The following is a 15,981-nucleotide window of genomic DNA, read 5'->3' on the forward strand; positions in this document are numbered from 1 at the left end:
CCGCGTTCGTGCTGAGCTTGTCGAAGCACGTGCCGCAGGCGGAGCGGCCGCGCAGCACGCACTTCGACAAGGCTCAGTGCGAACGGTGGTGGAGGTGTGCCTGCCCTCCACCCCAGCGGCTCAGATATGCAGCGCCTTGCCGTACGCCCCCAGCACCGCCTCGTGCATCGTCTCGCTGATCGTCGGGTGCGGGAACACCGTTTCCATCAGCTCCGCCTCGGTGGTCTCCATCGTCTTGCCGATGGTGTAGCCCTGGATCATCTCGGTCACTTCAGCGCCGATCATGTGCGCGCCGAGCAGCTCGCCCGTCTTGGCGTCAAACACCGTCTTCACGAAGCCTTCCGGCTCGCCCAGCGCGATCGCCTTGCCATTGCCGATGAACGGGAAGTTGCCGACCTTCACCTCATAGCCGGCTTCCTTCGCCTTCGCCTCGGTCAGGCCGACGCTGGCGATCTGCGGGCGGCAATAGGTGCAGCCCGGGATGTTGCGCGGGTCCATCGCATGCGGGTGGCCGCCGGCGATCGCCTCGGCGGCGATGACGCCCTCGTGGCTCGCCTTGTGCGCCAGCCACGGCGGCGCGGTGATATCGCCGATCGCCCAGACGCCCGCAACATTGGTGCGGCACATCGGATCGGTCTTGAGGAAGCCGCGATCGTCCACCTCGACGCCCAGCTCCTTCAGCCCGATGTCGGCCGTATTCGGCACAATGCCGACCGCGACGATGACATGGCTGAACTCGACCGAGCTTTCCTTGCCCGACTTGTCCTTGAGCTTCGCGACGACACCCTTGTCGCTGACGTCCAGACCATTGACGCCAGCCGAGGTCATGATCGTCATGCCCTGCTTCTTCAGCGCCTTCTCGAGATGCGCCGAGACATCCGCGTCCTCGACGGGGACCAGCCGGTCGAGCATTTCGACCACCGTCACGTCGGCGCCCATGTCGTTGTAGAAGCTCGCGAACTCGATCCCGATCGCGCCCGATCCGATGACCAGCAGCTTTTTGGGCATTTCCGGCGGCGTCATCGCATGGCGATAGGTCCAGATACGCTTGCCGTCAGCCTTGGCGAACGGCAGGTCGCGGGCGCGCGCGCCGGTCGCGACGATGACGTTCTTGTAGCCGATCTCGGTCGCCTTGCCGTCCTTGTCGGTGACGGTCAGCTTGTTCTTGCCCGTCAGCTTGCCGGTGCCCATGTGCACGGCGACCTTGTTCTTCTTCATCAGGTGCGTCACGCCCTGATTGAGCTGCTTGGCGACGCCGCGCGAGCGCTTCACCACCGCTTCAAGGTCAGCCGTAATCCCCTGCGCCGCCAGGCCATAATCCTTGGCATGGCTCATCAGGTGGAACACCTCGGCCGAGCGCAGCAGCGCCTTGGTCGGGATGCAGCCCCAGTTGAGGCAGATTCCGCCGAGCAGCTCGCGCTCAACGATCGCCACCTTCAGCCCGAGCTGCGAGGCGCGAATCGCCGCGACATAGCCGCCCGGTCCGGAGCCCAGGACGACGAGATCGTAAGTGTCTGCCACGTATCAGTTCCTTGGTTGGCGCGCCGCCCTGATCAGCGCGGGCACGCTCATTGCCAGCATCGCCAGCATCGTCAGCAGGCAGACCGGCTCCAGCGAGCCGGCGCCCTGCGGATAGGACCAGATGGCCGCGCGGAAGAGCGCAAGCGTCAGCAGCAGGCCCGCGGCCAGGTGCAACAGCTCGGCGGCAACCGCGCGGTTCATCTCAAGCCAGCATGCCGAGCGGGTTTTCGCACAGCGCCTTGAACGCCTGCATCAGCTCCGCGCCGTCCGCGCCGTCGATCGCGCGGTGGTCGAAGCTGCCGGTGGCGCTCATCACCGTCGCAATGCCGAGCGCATCGTCGATGACATAAGGGCGCTTCTCGCCCGCGCCGACCGCCAGGATCATGCCCTGCGGCGGATTGATCACCGCCTCGAACTGCTTGATCCCGAACATGCCCATGTTGCTGATCGAGGCGGTGCCGCCGGTGAATTCCTCCGGCTTCAGCTTCTTGTCGCGGGCGCGGGCGGCAAGATCCTTCATCCGCGTCGAGATGGACGAGAGCGAAGCGGTGTCCGCTTCGGTGATCACCGGCGTGATGAGGCCTTCGGGCGTCGACACCGCGACCGAGATATCGGCACGCTTGAACGTCACCAGCTCGTTCGGCGTGTACATGACGTTGCACTTGGGCACCTGCACCAATGCGACCGCGAGCGCCTTGATCATCAGGTCGTTGACCGAAAGCTTCACGCCGCGCGCACCCAGGCTGTCGTTCAGCTCGGCACGCAGCTTCAGCAGCTTGTCGAGGCGCACGTCCACGGTGAGGTAGATGTGCGGCACCTGCTGCTTCGACTCGGTCAGGCGGCGCGCAATCGTCTTGCGCATGTTGCTGAGCTTGGTCGTCTCGTGCGGGATGTCGGGGATCTGCGCCGGCGCCGGGGCGGGCACGGCGGCCGGAGCGGCAGCGCTCGGCGCCGCCTGTTGCTGCTGCGCGGCGGGCGCGGCCTTGCCCGGCTCGGCGCTTTCCACGTCAGCCTTGACGATGCGGCCGTTCGGGCCGGAGCCGGTGAGAGCCGACAGCTCCACGCCCTTCTCGGCGGCGATGCGACGCGCGAGCGGGCTGGCCTTCACGCGCTCCCCATCGCCGCGCGGGGCCTGCTGCTGCGGCGCGGGCTGCGGCTTGGTTTCGGGATTGTCCTGCGACACCGGCTCGCCCGTCTCGCGATCGACCGGCGCGTCGACCTGCTCCTTTCGGGGTTCGGGCTTGGATTCGGGCTTGGCTTGGGACTTCGCTTCTTCCTTCGGCGCGTCCTGCTTCTTCGCCGGGGCACTTTCCTCACCCTCGCCGTCAAGCAGCATGATAACCGTGCCGACCTTCACGCCGTCCGTACCCTCGGCGACGACGAGCTTGGCGACCACGCCCTCGTCCACCGCCTCGAACTCCATCGTGGCCTTGTCCGTCTCGATCTCGGCCATCAGGTCACCCGCCTTGACGGTATCGCCCTCCTTCACGAGCCATTTCGCCAGCGTCCCCTCCTCCATGGTCGGAGAAAGAGCAGGCATCTTGATTTCGATCGACATGAGGGTCCTCAGCGGTTCCTGGGGGAGCGCCCGTCTCTTGCGCCGAGGCCTTGCGCGGTCAACCCCGCAGGAAGATAAGCATGGCCTTACTTGGGGGCAATCGACGACGCATGCGTATCTATCTGACCGTGATCGATGACGCGCCGGAGGCGGAGATCGCATTGCGGTTTGCCGCGCGCCGGGCGGTGAAGACCGGCGGCGGCGTCGAGATCCTGGCGCTGGTGGAGCAGCAGGAATTCATCGCCTTTGGCGGCGTGCAGGCGACGATCGAGGAAGAAGCGCGGCGGCGCGCGGAAGGGCTGGTGGCGAAAGCGGCGGGCACGCTGATCGAGGAATCTGGGCTGCGCCCGTCGATCACCGTGCGACAGGGCGACGGGCCGAAGATCATCCGGGAACTGATCGCCGGCAACCCGGACGTGGCGGCGCTTGTGCTCGGCGCATCGGGAGACGGACCGCCGGGGCCGCTGGTGACGCATTTCGCCGGTCAGGCGGGAACGCTGCCGATCCCGCTCATGATCATTCCGGGCAACCTCGATCGAGAGGCGATCGACCGGCTGAGCTAGAGGCGCGTCCTGCCCCGGCGCCGCGCAGCGCCGGGTGCGTGCGGTCAAGCGATCCGGGCAGCGAGCAGCGCGGCAATCGCCTCCCCGCCCGCAGCATCCTCCGCGTCGAACCGCGACGGCGTCGGGCTGTCGAGATCAAGCACGCCGATGAGGCGGCCATCATGCACGATCGGAACCACCAGTTCGGACGCGCTCTCAGCGTCGCAGGCGATGTGCCCGGGAAAAGCATGGACGTCCGCCACCAGCTGCGTCTCGCGCGTGGCGGCAGCGGCACCACACACGCCTGCGCCCACCGCGATCCTGATGCACGCCGGCTTGCCCTGGAACGGCCCGAGGACCAGTTCGCCAGCGACCATGCGGTAGAAACCGGCCCAGTTCAGGTCGGGCAGATATTGCCAGATCAGCGCCGCCGCATTGGCCATGTTCGCCACGGGATCGGGCTCGTCCGCGGTCAGGGCATCGAGCGCGGACAGGATGTCGCGGTAAAGTTCGGCCTTCTCGCCGGCCTTGATATCGAACTGGTACATGCCGGGCGATGTAGTCCCGCTGCGGTGCGGAAGCGAGCGCATCCTTCATGGGGCGATTACCTTTGCTGTGCTACGCCGCCGATGCATGCATCAGAAAGTCGCGCTCACCCCCGACCGTCACGCCGATCCGCGGCCGCCTTCCGCCGTATCGCATGGCGTGGGGGTTGCCGGGCTGGCAGGGCTGATCGCCTGGGTTCTGTTCGCACGCGTCTATGGCCTGGACGGGCCCTATGCCGCGCTCGTCAACCTGCTGGCGTGCGGCATACCGATGGTGTTGTGGTCGTTGCTGGTGGACAAGGTGCATCGCCGCCCATCCACCGGGATCGACTGGGCAAAGGTGCGCCCCTGGCGTGAGACGATCGACGTCAGCCTGGTGAAGCTGGTCGGGCTATGGGCCACCTGGGCGGCGATCGCGCTGATCTATGGAACGGGGCGCTTTTACTGGGAGGGCAATTTCCGTTTCGCCATGTGGTGCTTCGGCACCGCCGCGCCTTTCCTGTTCCTGCTCTCCATCCCGTATGTGATCTGGCTCGACCGCCGGCTGGTGGAGCCGCGCGACGGCGCCTGGGCGTTCGGCGCCTGGCTGACGCATACCAGCGGCACCGAGCCGGAGGCGATATATGCTCACTTGCGCGCCTGGGGGGTGAAGGCGTTCTTCCTAGCGTTCATGCTGGCAATCGTGCCGCCCGGCTTTGGCGAGTTCATCCGGACGCCCACTTTCGGCCTGCTGGCGGATCCGGTGCGGCTCGCCAATTGGCTGATCACCTTCATGTTCGTAATCGACGTGGCTTTTGCGACGGTCGGCTATGTGCTGACGATGCGGCCGCTCGACGCGCATATCCGCAGCGCCAATCCCTATGCGGCCGGCTGGGCCGCTGCGCTGATCTGCTATCCGCCGTTCATCCTGATGGATCAGGGCGGCCCGCTCGATTACCACCCCGGCACCGCGGACTGGAGCCAATGGCTTCAGGGACATCCGCTGTTGCTGGCGATCGTCGGTGCGGTGCTGGTGCTGCTGACCGCGATCTACGCCTGGGCGACGGTTGCGTTCGGCCTGCGCTTTTCGAACCTGACGCATCGCGGGATCCTCACCCACGGGCCCTATGCCTGGTCCCGCCACCCCGCCTATCTCACCAAGAACCTGTTCTGGTGGCTCTCCACCCTGCCCCTGCTGACCACGGGATCGATGGTCGATGCCGCGCGCGCGACGCTGATCCTCGCGGCGGTCAGCGGCATCTATTACTGGCGCGCGCGAACGGAGGAGCGGCACCTGTCGGCGGACCCGATCTATCGCGACTATAGCGCCTGGATGAGCCGCAACGCCCCGGTGCCGCGCTTCTTCCGCTGGGTCGGCGGCAGATGAGCCTGCGCCCGTATCAGCTTCGTACCTGACCAGTGCCGCGACCGACCCATTTGTAGGTCGTCAGCCCCTCCAGCGCGACGGGCCCGCGCGCGTGCAGCCGGCCGGTGGCGATGCCAATCTCCGCGCCCAAGCCGAACTCCCCACCATCGGCAAACTGCGTCGATGCGTTCCACAGCACGATGGCGGAATCGACCTCCGCGAGAAAACGATCCGCGACCGCCGTGTCCGAAGCGACGATCGCGTCGGTATGACCCGAGCTATGCCGCGCGATATGCGCCAGCGCGCCCTCAATCCCGTCGACGATTGCGACCGAACAGATGGCGTCGAGATATTCGGTATCCCAATCCACGTCGCCCGCCGGCGCTACCTCGATGATCGCGCGGAGGCGATCATCGCCGCGCACGAGGCATCCCGCATCCGACAGCGATCGGACCAGCCCCGCCGGATCCGCGTAATCCGCATCGATCAGCAGCGTTTCCATCGCGCCGCATACGCCCGTGCGTCGCATCTTGGCATTGCGCACGATTTCCGCGGCCATGCCAGCGTCGGCGGAGGCATGGACGAATACATGGTTGATGCCGTCGAGATGGGCGAGCACGGGCACCCGCGCCTCGGCCTGCACTCGCGCGACCAGCCCCTTGCCACCGCGAGGGATCACCAGATCGATTGCGCCCTGCGCCGCCAGCATCGCGCCAACGGCGGCGCGATCCGTGGTTCCCACCAGCTGTACCGCCTCCGTGGGCAGTCCGGCGGCGCTCAGGCCAGCGCAAAAGGCGCGGTGAATGGCCGCATTGCTTTCGCTCGCCTCGCTGCCGCCGCGCAGGATCGCGGCATTTCCCGCCATGACGCAAAGCGCGGCGGCGTCCGCGGTCACGTTGGGGCGGCTTTCGTAGATGATGCCGATGACGCCGATCGGCACGCGAACGCGGGTGAGCTCCAGCCCATTGGGACGTACCACGGTGTCGATGACCTGCCCGACCGGGTCGGGGAGCGTGGCGACCGTCGCGACACCGGCCGCCATGCCGGCGATCCGCTGCTCGTCGAGGCGCAGCCGATCGAGCATCGCACCCGATAGTCCTGCCGCTTCCGCCCGCGCCAGATCCGCCGCATTGGCCGCCAGTATATCTGCCTCGGCGGCACGGATCGCCTCCTCGGCGCGCAGCAGCGCGGTGCGCCGCTGATCGGTGGAAAGCCGGGCAAGCTGATGCGCCGCGCGCCGGGCGGCGGCCGCCATGCCAGCGATCATTGCCTGGGGATTTTGCGCGTCCAGCATGGCATGCTGCCTAGCACGGCCGTGCCTGATCACCGAAACAGCGATTCTCGCCGGTGCGAAAGCAGAACACGCATCACGTCTTGGAAGGAAATGCATGGCGGCGAAGCGCTGCGCCGATGCACGCCGCCGCCGCGGCACTATATCGGCGTGCATGAGCCGTTCGCTTGATCGCCGCACCCTGATCCTGGGCATGAGCGCGGGTGCCGCCACGCTGGTGCTCGGCGCCTGCGACCCCTCGCCCGCCGAGGCAAAAGCCTTTCCGCTGCAACTCCGCGATGCGCAGTGGCGCGAGCGACTGTCCCCGCAAGCCTATCAGGTCCTGCGGCATGAGGCGACCGAGCGGCCGTTCTCCAGCCCGCTCGACAAGGAAAAGAGGCGCGGCACCTTCGCCTGCGCAGGGTGTGGCCAGACGCTGTTCTCGTCCGCCACCAAGTTCGACAGTGGAACCGGCTGGCCAAGCTTCTGGGCGCCGCTGAAGCAGGGCGTCGGCACCAGGCGGGACTTTAGCCTGGGGATCCCGCGAACGGAGGTGCATTGCGCACGATGCGGGGGGCATCTGGGCCATGTCTTCGACGATGGTCCGCCGCCGACCGGCAAGCGTTACTGCATGAACGGAGTCGCAATGGCCTTTCGGCCGGCGTGAAGTGCTATTGGTGAGGATGACACAGCAGACCGGTCGCGCCGTTATCGGCTGACCCGCCGCCCGGGCACCGCCTCCCGGCGGATCAGTTGCCGATCGTGATTGCGCCGCGCACCGGGGCGGCAGCGGCAGCGGCGATCGCCAGATTGGCGAGGCGGGTCTCGTTCGCCTCGTCATCCTGATCGGCGATGATGGCGGGTGCGACGCCATCGGCATGATCGCTGTAGATGAAGCCGTTGGTCGGATAGCTGGAGGTGCCAAGCCCGCCCTGCGGCGCATACCACACCTTCACCAGGCTCCAGTCGCCCGCCTCGGACACGTCGATCGCGCGCACGTCACGCTCGATGCCGCCGCGACGCGACCAATTGGCGTGGGTCAGCAGAACTTCGCGGTCGCTGACGATCTGGCTGACCATCGCGACATGCCCTACCCGCATGCGGCTCGTCGGGCGGAAGGAGAGCACCGCGCCGACCTTGGGCGCAGCGCCGCGTTCGTAGCGGCCGGCGGCCTGCCCCCACCAGGTGTTGGCGTTGCCGTGAATCTGAATGCCCGAGATCTCGCGAGCATAAGGAGCGCACTGCCAGAACTGCGCATTTGCTGCCGTCGCCGTCATAAGGCCGCACGACACAACAAGCGCGAAGCGCGCTCCGAAAGCCTTCAAGTTCACTGCGACCCCCCGGTCTACGGATGTTCGTCTCACTCCGGCTACGGGGGTGGTTCAGGAAAACCAATAGGCGCGGGAACCAATTCCGATGAACGGTGTTGCCGCGCCGACGAAGTGCCGGGCGCAGCAACTGAACGGGGCCTGACCGTCAGGGAACGGGATCAACCCGCTCCGAATCAAGCGCTTGCATGCGCAATGCCTCAAGCCGCGCGGTATGTTCGGCGCGGCCGAAGGGAAAGGCGCGATAGAGGGCGGCTGCCACCAGCGCCAGGCCGGTCGCCGCGACGATATAGATGACGGTCAGGCGATCGAGCACCTCCACCGGCACCTGCCCCGGCACGGCCTTGGCCGGGAAGTTGGCGGCCGCAAGGATCAGGCCGGTCACGAAGATGCCGACCCCGCTGGTGCATTTCTGGATAAAGAAGCCACCGGCGAAGAAGACGCCCTCGGAACGCCGTCCGGTTCGCTGCTCGGAATCCTCCACCACGTCCGCCATCATCGATGCGCCCAGGATGTGCGCCGTCACGCTGGCCGCCGTGCCGAGCGCCAGCATGGTGAAGAGCAGCGGGAGCATGGCGGGGCTGCCAACTTCGGGGAACACGCCCGCCAGCCGCGCCCAATAGGGCGAGGTGCCGATGATGATGGCCAGCACGGCAGCGGTCGATGCCGCCTTGGGCTTGCTCGTCACCTGGCCGATGCGCGGCGCGAGAACAAAGGCCACCAGAACGCCGCCGAACAGGACCATGCTGAGCGGCACAAAGGTGGGCACCGTCAGCCCGGCGATCGTCACCGTCGTGAAGCGCCAGACATAGGTGTAGAGATAGTTGGAGATGGCATAGGTGATGCCCTGGTTCGTATAAACGAACAGGCCGGCCGCCATCAGGATCAGGAACGCCTTGTTTCGGAGCGTCTGCCCAAGCTCGGCGAAGTTCTGGCCGATCGTCTGCTTTTCGATCACTGGCGACGGCAGGTTCGGGATCTCACGATGCGTTCCCATGGCGGATGTCAGGATCGCGACCCCCATGAAGAGCGCGCCGGCGATAGCGAACCCCTTGTAGCCGTTCGGATTGAGCAGACCGTTGGGATATTCCGGCGTCGGCGCCAGGAAGATCCAATAGGCCGCGATCAGCATCACCAGCCCGCCGGCCCAGCCGAACAGATAGCGATAGGCCATGATCCGCGTGCGCTCGTCATAATCCGAGCTGAGCTCGGCCGCCATGGCCTGGCTCGGCACCTCATAGGCGCTGACCGCGCTGCGCACCATCACGGCGATCACGAACAGCCAGCCAAGCGTCGCCGCCTGCGAGCTTTGCGGCGGGTTCCACAGCAGCACCCAGCCAAGCATGATCGGCAGCGCCGAGCCATAAAGCCACGGATGGCGCCGCCCCCAGGACGTTCGCGTGCGATCGGAGAGGAAGCCGATCGTCGGATCAACGAACGCATCGATGATCAGCGCGCACATGATGACGAAGCCGACCGTCGCAGCCGGCACGCCGATCACCTGATTGTAGAACAGCAGCAGGAACGTGCCGAAGCCGGAATCCTTCACGCCATAAGCGGCAGCGCCGAAGCCGTAGCTCGCCATGGTGCTGCCGCGCAGCCGTCGCCCGGCAGGCGCGCTGCGGACAGAGGCGGTGCTTGCGAGAGTAGCGCTCATTGCAGAGCCTCCAGTGCGGCGAACAATCCGGGCTGGTCCGGATCCCAACTCTGCCGCGTTCCAATGGTTATACCACCATCCACCACCAGATGCGTGCCGGTGACAAAGGCCGCGTCCTCGCTGAGCAGGAAGGATACCGCGGCGGCGATGTCTTCCGGCCGACCGGCGCGCTTCACCGGCTGGGCCCCGGCGGCGACCTGCGCGATCACCTGGTTCGCGCGCTCCAGCTTGTCGGCCGGCACGTCCAGGTGGCGGGTGAAGATGTTGGTGGTGATGAAGCCCGGGATGACGGCGTTCACGCGGATGCCGTGCTTTGCCAGATCCGCGGCCGCCATCTTGGACAAGTGCAGCACCCCGGCCTTTGCCGTCGAATAGGCGGTCGGCGCATAGCCGGTGCCCAGTGCGGAAACGGAGGAGGTGTTGACGATCGCGCCGCCGCCGCGCTTCGCCATCAGCGGCGCGGCATAACGCATGCCGAGCGCCACGGAGCGGAGCAGCAATGATTGGGTCCGGTCCCAATCCTCGGGCGCGATCTCGTCGATCTTCTCGGGCGCGCCGCCGGCACCGGCATTGTTGAACAGGACGTCCAGTTCGCCCGGCGCCTCCATCAGCGCGCGGATCTCCTCCGCCTGGGTCACATCGCAAAGCTGAAAGTGGATCTTGCCGTTGGAGGTGCTGGCAAGCTCCCGGCCGCCGGCCTCATCAATGTCGCCGATCCAGACCTCGGCACCCTCCTCCGCCAGCCGCAAAGCCGTTGCACGACCGATGCCCGAAGCGCCGCCGGTCACGACGGCACGCTTGCCCGAAAAGCGCATCCTCTCATCCTGTCATTTCTGTTTTTCGGCAGCATAGTATGGCATCGCTCGCCGTCAATCATAACCTGTTCGAAAAAGCGGTAGGCCGCTTGTCCCGGGCGATCCGCGCCGCTAGCCGGCGGTCACACGAGACGATCGGATTAGGGAGGTTACGGATGAGCCTGAGCAGTCTTTTCAGCCTGGAGGGGCGCACCGCGCTCGTCACCGGCGGCAGCCGCGGCATCGGCAAGATGATCGCCAAGGCCTTCATCGAGCAGGGCGCGACCGTTTACATCTCGTCCCGCAAGGCAGCCGCGTGCGACGAGACGGCGGCGGAACTTGGCCCCAAATGCATCCCCTTGCCGCAGGACGTGGCGACGGTGGAGGGATGCCGCGCGCTCGCCGCCGCCCTGGCGGAGCGGGAGGATCACCTCGACATCCTGGTCAACAACGCCGGCGCGGCCTGGGGCGTGCCGTTCGAAGAGTTTCCGGAGAGCGGCTGGGACAAGGTGATGGACCTCAACGTCAAATCGCCCTTCTTCCTCACCCAGGCGCTGCATGGCCTGTTGAAGACCGACGCGAGCCACGATGCGCCCTCCAAGGTGATCAACATCACCTCCATTGACGGCATGCGGCTGAATCCATGGGACACCTACAGCTACCATGCGTCCAAGGCGGCGCTGATCTATCTGACCAAGCGGATGGCGGCCCGGCTGATCAAGGACGGCATCATCGTCACCAGCCTCGCCCCCGGTGCCTTCGCCAGCGAGATGAACCGCGCCGCGCGCGATCATGGTGACGAGGTCGCCAAGGGCATCCCAATGCGCCGGATCGGCAATTTCGAGGACATGGCGGGCGCCGCGATCTTCCTTGCCAGCCGAGCCAGCGACTATGTCGTCGGCGACACTTTGGTGGTGGACGGCGGCCTGGTCAATGCCGCGCTGGGAACCAGCCTGGAGGCCTGATCCGCTCAAGCGTGAACGTCGTGAAGCAGGTGCCTGGCGGGTGACCAGGCCCCTGCTTCTTCTCTGCCGAACGGCGCGTTGCGGCGCACACCTTCAGCCCCGCGCCCGGCAGCGGCGTCTGCTTACCAGAAGATGTCGTGGATCACGTCCACCACTTCGCCCGAATAGACATCCACCAGCAGCGCATCATTGTAATAGCGCACCCAGCGGAACGCCCCGTCCGTGTCGGGCAGGCGATAGGCATAAGGATCGTTGATCCAGTAGCTCTGCGCGAACAGCACCGACGAGAGGACCGCACCTACCGCAAACCTGCGATAGCCCTGGTTCCAGCCGTAGGGCGCGTAATAGCGCGGCAGGCGGAAGGCATTGCGGTTCGTCGCCCGCCAGCGACCCCAATCGTAGCGCGAGTCGCGGCGCCAGTCTCGATTCCAGCCCCCACGATCCCAGTTGCCGCGATCCCAGCTGCCCCGATCCCGATTGCCCCGGTCCCAGTTGCCCCGATCCCATCCGCCGCGATCATTCCGATCATAGCCCGGTCGCCGATCGTTCCAGTCGCTCCGGCGATCATCCCAGCGCGCATGGTCGTTCCAGTCGGCACTGCTGCGCGACCAGCTACGTTGCACTTCGTTGCGACGGTCGCGCTGCAGCTCTCTCCGGTCCTGCGTGCGGTCGCGGCGGAATGCCTGGGTGTCGCGCGCCCGGTCGGCACGGAACGCATCGCGCGTCACCGCTCCGGAGGAAAGCGCCTGGCGATCGCGCTGCCGCTCGGCCGTGAAGTCACGACGCTGCTCCCGGCGTTCCTGACGCAAGTCCCGGCCCGCATCGGTGCGCGGCGTTTCGCGCCTTTGCACTCGGTCGCTGCGCACATTGGATCGCTGCCGAGCCTGTTCTGCGCCGGCCTGCGCCTGACGCTCCGGGCCGCGCGCGCGCTGGCCGCCGCGCTGCCAGTCCCCGCCGGGCTGGCCCTGCCGCTGCTGCGCGCCGCTGCTCCATTGCCGGCCACCGCCGCCACGCTCCTGCGCTACGGTGACGCCAGGCACCAGCGCCGCTGCCGCCATCAACGCCGCCACCAATCTCCTGCCCATCTGCTGCAAACTCCACCGCCGACGCACAAGCCGGCCCCGATGATGCAGCCCTTTTGCACGGACAGGGGCGAATGATGCCTGAATGTGACTGTCAGCGTTGCGAAAGGAATGACGGGCACAGCGGGGCGTGTTCCGCTCCGCTAGCGCCATCCCCTGGCGGGCCGCTGGCGTCAGGCGACGCCGGCCAGCCCCTTGGCCTTGGCATAATCCGCCTTGCCATTCGGCGCCCGGAGCGATTCGCCGGTGGCGACGATCAGCTTGGGCAGTTTGTATCCGGCCAGCTTCGTGCGCAGCACGTCGCGCGTCACGCCCTCGTCGAAGCCGCGCACGGACTGCACCACCGCTGCCACCGCCTGGCCCCATTTCGGATCGGGCATGCCGAAGACCAGCGCGTCATCCACCTGCGGGCACAGCTTCAGCGCTTCCTCGACCTCCTCCGGGAAAATCTTCTCGCCCGCGGAGTTGATGCACGCCGAACCGCGGCCGAGCAGGATGACCGAGCCATCCTCCGCCACCTGCGCAAAATCGCCGGACACGGTGTAGCGCGCGCCGTCGATCACGCGGAATGTCCGTGCGCTCTTTTCCGGATCCTTGTGATATTCGACCGGATTGGGCGGACCGAGCACCACCTTGCCCGTGACTCCCGAGCCGGGCACCACATCCTTGTCATCATCGTCCAGCACGCGGCAGCGCGGGCCGACGACGAACTTCGCGGTTTCCACCGTGCCGTCCTTGGTCGTCAGCGACACGCCCATGCCGATCGCTTCGGAGGAGCTGAAATTATCCTGGCAGGTCGCCTCCGGCATATGCCGGATCAGCCCGTCCTTGACGCCCTGCGTCCACATCACGCCCGATGAGTTGATCAGCCGCATGGACGAAACATCCCAGCGGTTCGGCTCGGCATCGAGCGCCTCCAGGATCGGCCGGGCAAAGGCATCGCCGACCACGACGAGCCGATTGGCCTGCCACCGGTCGATCGCGTCCAGCGCCTCCTCCGGGTGAAAGCTGCGGCTCGGCAGGGTCGCGACAAAGCCGCCCCCCAAAAGCGAGCCATAGGAGGTCAGCAGCCCCGTGCCGTGCATCAGCGGCGGGCCGCAGACGGTGCGCGGATAATCGGGATTTGCCGCGGCAAGCGCCGCCGCCTCTTCCACGGTCGTCGGCACCGGCAGGCCGGCAGCCTCGGCCGCGCCAAGAGCAATGGCGTTCAAATCGGCATGGCTCCACACCACGCCCTTGGGCATGCCCGTGGTGCCGCCGGTATAGATGAAGAACCGGTCCTGCGGGTCCCGCGCCAACCCGAGCGGTGCACCGTCGCCCTGCACCAGATCCTCGAACGCTTCGGCAAAGGCGGGCGCTGTCCCGTCGCCGCCGATTTCTACATAGCTGCGCACCAGCGGCGAGCGGTCGACCACCTCCTCGACACAGTCGCGCAGGCGGGCATCATAGACCAGCACCGTCGCATCGCTGTCCGCGAGGATATAGGCCAGCTCATCGGCGACATAGCGGTAGTTGACGTTCACATGCGTGCCGCGCGCCTTCCAGCACGCCATCAGCGCAACGAGGTAATCCGCCGAATTATAGGCATAAAAGGCGAAGCGATCGCCGGGCTTCAGCCCGCGTTCCACCAGTGCCCGGGCAAGGTTGTTGGACTGCGCCCGCAGCGTCGCCCAGTCCACCACCTGATCGCCATGCGCCAGCGCCGGCCGGTCGCCGGGGATCACGGCCTCCACGGCCTCGATCATGTCCCCGAAGTTGAAGCTCATGCCGCCTGCTCCGTCGGCGGCACCGCCTCGGCCGGCTTGGTCTTGCCCCAATATTCGTCGCGCAGCAGCCGCTTGTAGAGCTTGCCGGTGTCGTGGCGCGGCAGCTCGGCGCGAAAATCCCAACGGCGCGGGCATTTGACATGGCTGAGGTTCGCGCGGGCATAGTCCGCCAGCTCGCTCGCCAGCGCCTCCTGGTCGGCCGCGAGATCCTTGGGCTGGATCACCGCCACGACCTGCTCGCCCATTTCCTCGTGCGGCGCCCCGATCACCGCGACATCGGCGACCTTGGGATGGGTGATCAGCAGGTTCTCGATCTCGGCCGGGTAGATGTTCACCCCGCCCGAGATGATCATGAAGCTCTTGCGATCGGTGAGGTAAAGATACCCTTCCTCATCCATCCAGCCCACATCGCCCAGCGTCGTCCAGCCCCGCGCATTGGTGCTGTCCTTCGTCTTCTCGGGGTCGTTGTGATAGCTGAACGGCGCCGCGCCGGTGGGGTTCAGATCCGTTACCGGCGCCTCGAAATAGATCGTGCCCTCCGTGCGCGGCGGCACCTCGTTACCATCCTCGTCGCAGATATGGGTGATGGTGGTCAGGTTGCGGCCGACCGAGCCCTTGTGCGTCAACCATTCGGGCGAGAGGATGTTGTGGAAGCCGTTTCCTTCCGTCCCGGCATAATATTCGCCGATGATCGGGCCCCACCATTCGATCATCGCCTCCTTCACCGGGATCGGGCACGGCGCGGCGGCGTGCCACACCGCCTGAAGCGACGAAACGTCATATTTCGCACGCACTTCCTCCGGCAACTTCAGCATGCGGATGAAATGGGTGGGCACCCATTGCGCGTGCGTGACCCTGAACTTCTCGATCGCCTCCAGCGCCTTTTCGGCGTCGTAGCGCTCCATCACGATCACCGTGCCGCCAAGCTGCTGCACCGCCATCGACCAGCGCAGCGGCGCGGCATGGTAAAGCGGCGCCGGCGACAGATAGACCATGTCACTGGTGAAGCCGTACAGCGCGCTGCCGATCCCGGCGAGCGGCGAGATGTTCTCGCCATAAGGCTCCTCCGGCAGGGCGAAGCGCACGCCCTTCGGCTTGCCCGTCGTGCCGGAGGAATAGAGCATGATCTGGCCCGGCGACGGGTCGGCGATCGGCGTGGTCGGCTGCGCGGCGCACGCTTCCTCCCAGCTCTGATACCCTTCCGCCGTGCCATCCACCATGTAGCGGTCGAGATCGCCGACGACGGGCAGCAGCGCCTCGGCGCAGGCGGCCGTGCCCTTTGACGCGATGAACACGCGGCAGTCGCCGTCGCGGATGATATATTCCGCTTCCGCCGCCATCAGCTTGGACGAAATGCAGGTGAGATAGACGCCGGCGCGCTCGGCCGCCCAGGCGACCTCGAAATAGCGCGGCGAGTTATCCATCATCATGGCCATCGCGTCACCGCGCTTAAGGCCCAGCGATCGGATCAGATGCGCACCCTGGTTCGCGCGCGCATCGAGCTGTGCGAACGAGACCGTCTCCCCCGTTCCGGCCATGATGAAGGCGGGTTTGTCGGGCGTGGCGGCGGCGTGCTTGTACGGGTGCGTCATCATTCTCTCCGCCGCG

15 protein-coding genes are annotated in these 15,981 nt (G+C 66.6%); 4 read left to right on the forward strand and 11 right to left on the reverse strand.

The genetic code is table 11. The features are described from left to right. Positions 1-120: 120 nt before the first annotated feature. From lpdA to BMX36_RS06055, 3 genes are read right to left on the reverse strand one after another with little or no spacing between them, the layout of a single operon-like run. The gene (lpdA, locus tag BMX36_RS06045) at positions 121-1,521 is read right to left on the reverse strand and encodes a dihydrolipoyl dehydrogenase (protein WP_093064002.1); all 1,401 of its coding nucleotides are present in this window, start codon (positions 1,519-1,521) and stop codon (positions 121-123) included. Positions 1,522-1,524: 3 nt separating this feature from the next. Then, positions 1,525-1,722, reverse strand: coding sequence for a hypothetical protein (locus BMX36_RS06050; protein ID WP_066778489.1), 198 nt, complete (start codon positions 1,720-1,722; stop codon positions 1,525-1,527). Between the two features lies 1 nt (position 1,723). Next, complete coding sequence (locus BMX36_RS06055) at positions 1,724-3,079, reverse strand: pyruvate dehydrogenase complex dihydrolipoamide acetyltransferase (RefSeq protein ID WP_093064003.1); 1,356 nt, start codon at positions 3,077-3,079, stop codon at positions 1,724-1,726. Positions 3,080-3,189: 110 nt separating this feature from the next. Between BMX36_RS06055 and BMX36_RS06060 the strand changes: the two genes are divergently transcribed. Continuing rightward, positions 3,190-3,642 (forward strand): universal stress protein, encoded by a 453-nt coding sequence (locus tag BMX36_RS06060; RefSeq protein WP_066778486.1) that lies wholly within the window; start codon positions 3,190-3,192, stop codon positions 3,640-3,642. 44 nt (positions 3,643-3,686) lie between these two features. Here BMX36_RS06060 and BMX36_RS06065 read toward each other — a convergent pair whose 3' ends face one another. Continuing rightward, positions 3,687-4,169: a GAF domain-containing protein gene (locus BMX36_RS06065; protein WP_093064004.1), complete on the reverse strand. Its 483-nt coding sequence runs from the start codon at positions 4,167-4,169 to the stop codon at positions 3,687-3,689. Positions 4,170-4,254: 85 nt separating this feature from the next. On the opposite strand from BMX36_RS06065, the gene BMX36_RS06070 reads away from it, so the two are divergent. Then, a complete protein-coding gene (locus BMX36_RS06070; protein WP_177179034.1) occupies positions 4,255-5,532 on the forward strand; it encodes a methyltransferase family protein in 1,278 nt (425 codons plus the stop codon). Between the two features lie 13 nt (positions 5,533-5,545). On the opposite strand, the gene BMX36_RS06075 is transcribed toward BMX36_RS06070, so the two are convergent. Next, positions 5,546-6,805 (reverse strand): glutamate-5-semialdehyde dehydrogenase, encoded by a 1,260-nt coding sequence (locus tag BMX36_RS06075; RefSeq protein ID WP_093064005.1) that lies wholly within the window; start codon positions 6,803-6,805, stop codon positions 5,546-5,548. 151 nt (positions 6,806-6,956) lie between these two features. On the opposite strand from BMX36_RS06075, the gene msrB reads away from it, so the two are divergent. After that, on the forward strand, positions 6,957-7,448 hold the full coding sequence (msrB, locus tag BMX36_RS06080; RefSeq protein WP_093065296.1) for a peptide-methionine (R)-S-oxide reductase MsrB: 492 nt from the start codon (positions 6,957-6,959) through the stop codon (positions 7,446-7,448). Positions 7,449-7,530: 82 nt separating this feature from the next. Here the strand turns inward: msrB and BMX36_RS06085 are convergent, their stop codons facing one another. From BMX36_RS06085 to BMX36_RS06095, 3 genes are all read right to left on the reverse strand, one after another. Continuing rightward, positions 7,531-8,058: a CHAP domain-containing protein gene (locus BMX36_RS06085; protein WP_177179035.1), complete on the reverse strand. Its 528-nt coding sequence runs from the start codon at positions 8,056-8,058 to the stop codon at positions 7,531-7,533. 199 nt (positions 8,059-8,257) lie between these two features. Then, the gene (locus BMX36_RS06090) at positions 8,258-9,766 is read right to left on the reverse strand and encodes an MFS transporter (RefSeq protein WP_371262813.1); all 1,509 of its coding nucleotides are present in this window, start codon (positions 9,764-9,766) and stop codon (positions 8,258-8,260) included. Continuing rightward, a complete protein-coding gene (locus BMX36_RS06095) occupies positions 9,763-10,581 on the reverse strand; it encodes an SDR family NAD(P)-dependent oxidoreductase (RefSeq protein ID WP_066778476.1) in 819 nt (272 codons plus the stop codon). Before BMX36_RS06095 ends, BMX36_RS06090 begins: the two co-directional genes overlap by 4 nt. Before the next feature lie 155 nt (positions 10,582-10,736). On the opposite strand from BMX36_RS06095, the gene BMX36_RS06100 reads away from it, so the two are divergent. After that, positions 10,737-11,525, forward strand: a complete 789-nt coding sequence (locus BMX36_RS06100) for an SDR family oxidoreductase (RefSeq protein ID WP_093064006.1) — start codon at positions 10,737-10,739, stop codon at positions 11,523-11,525. A 122-nt stretch (positions 11,526-11,647) separates the two neighbouring features. Here the strand turns inward: BMX36_RS06100 and BMX36_RS06105 are convergent, their stop codons facing one another. The 3 genes from BMX36_RS06105 to BMX36_RS06115 all read right to left on the reverse strand — a co-directional run bounded on the left by BMX36_RS06105 (position 11,648) and on the right by BMX36_RS06115 (position 15,965). Continuing rightward, positions 11,648-12,610: an RcnB family protein gene (locus tag BMX36_RS06105; protein WP_093065298.1), complete on the reverse strand. Its 963-nt coding sequence runs from the start codon at positions 12,608-12,610 to the stop codon at positions 11,648-11,650. 170 nt (positions 12,611-12,780) lie between these two features. Beyond that, positions 12,781-14,373 (reverse strand): AMP-binding protein, encoded by a 1,593-nt coding sequence (locus BMX36_RS06110; protein WP_093064007.1) that lies wholly within the window; start codon positions 14,371-14,373, stop codon positions 12,781-12,783. Next, positions 14,370-15,965, reverse strand: coding sequence for an acyl-CoA synthetase (locus BMX36_RS06115; protein WP_093065300.1), 1,596 nt, complete (start codon positions 15,963-15,965; stop codon positions 14,370-14,372). Before BMX36_RS06115 ends, BMX36_RS06110 begins: the two co-directional genes overlap by 4 nt. Positions 15,966-15,981: the final 16 nt, after the last annotated feature.

It is taken from the genome of Sphingomonas sp. OV641, from assembly GCF_900109205.1.
GTDB lineage: Bacteria > Pseudomonadota > Alphaproteobacteria > Sphingomonadales > Sphingomonadaceae > Sphingomonas.

Excerpts from the sequence above, each read along its gene's own strand:
- msrB (WP_093065296.1), top strand. The coding sequence starts at position 6,957 with ATGAGCCGTTCGCTTGATCGCCGCACCCTGATCCTGGGCATGAGCGCG.
- BMX36_RS06055 (WP_093064003.1), bottom strand. The coding sequence starts at position 3,079 with ATGTCGATCGAAATCAAGATGCCTGCTCTTTCTCCGACCATGGAGGAG.
- BMX36_RS06110 (WP_093064007.1), bottom strand. The coding sequence starts at position 14,373 with ATGAGCTTCAACTTCGGGGACATGATCGAGGCCGTGGAGGCCGTGATC.
- BMX36_RS06115 (WP_093065300.1), bottom strand. The coding sequence starts at position 15,965 with ATGACGCACCCGTACAAGCACGCCGCCGCCACGCCCGACAAACCCGCC.
- BMX36_RS06050 (WP_066778489.1), bottom strand. The coding sequence starts at position 1,722 with ATGAACCGCGCGGTTGCCGCCGAGCTGTTGCACCTGGCCGCGGGCCTG.
- BMX36_RS06070 (WP_177179034.1), top strand. The coding sequence starts at position 4,255 with ATGCATCAGAAAGTCGCGCTCACCCCCGACCGTCACGCCGATCCGCGG.
- BMX36_RS06060 (WP_066778486.1), top strand. The coding sequence starts at position 3,190 with ATGCGTATCTATCTGACCGTGATCGATGACGCGCCGGAGGCGGAGATC.
- BMX36_RS06105 (WP_093065298.1), bottom strand. The coding sequence starts at position 12,610 with ATGGGCAGGAGATTGGTGGCGGCGTTGATGGCGGCAGCGGCGCTGGTG.
- BMX36_RS06065 (WP_093064004.1), bottom strand. The coding sequence starts at position 4,169 with ATGTACCAGTTCGATATCAAGGCCGGCGAGAAGGCCGAACTTTACCGC.
- BMX36_RS06090 (WP_371262813.1), bottom strand. The coding sequence starts at position 9,766 with ATGAGCGCTACTCTCGCAAGCACCGCCTCTGTCCGCAGCGCGCCTGCC.
- BMX36_RS06095 (WP_066778476.1), bottom strand. The coding sequence starts at position 10,581 with ATGCGCTTTTCGGGCAAGCGTGCCGTCGTGACCGGCGGCGCTTCGGGC.
- BMX36_RS06100 (WP_093064006.1), top strand. The coding sequence starts at position 10,737 with ATGAGCCTGAGCAGTCTTTTCAGCCTGGAGGGGCGCACCGCGCTCGTC.
- BMX36_RS06075 (WP_093064005.1), bottom strand. The coding sequence starts at position 6,805 with ATGCTGGACGCGCAAAATCCCCAGGCAATGATCGCTGGCATGGCGGCC.
- BMX36_RS06085 (WP_177179035.1), bottom strand. The coding sequence starts at position 8,058 with ATGACGGCGACGGCAGCAAATGCGCAGTTCTGGCAGTGCGCTCCTTAT.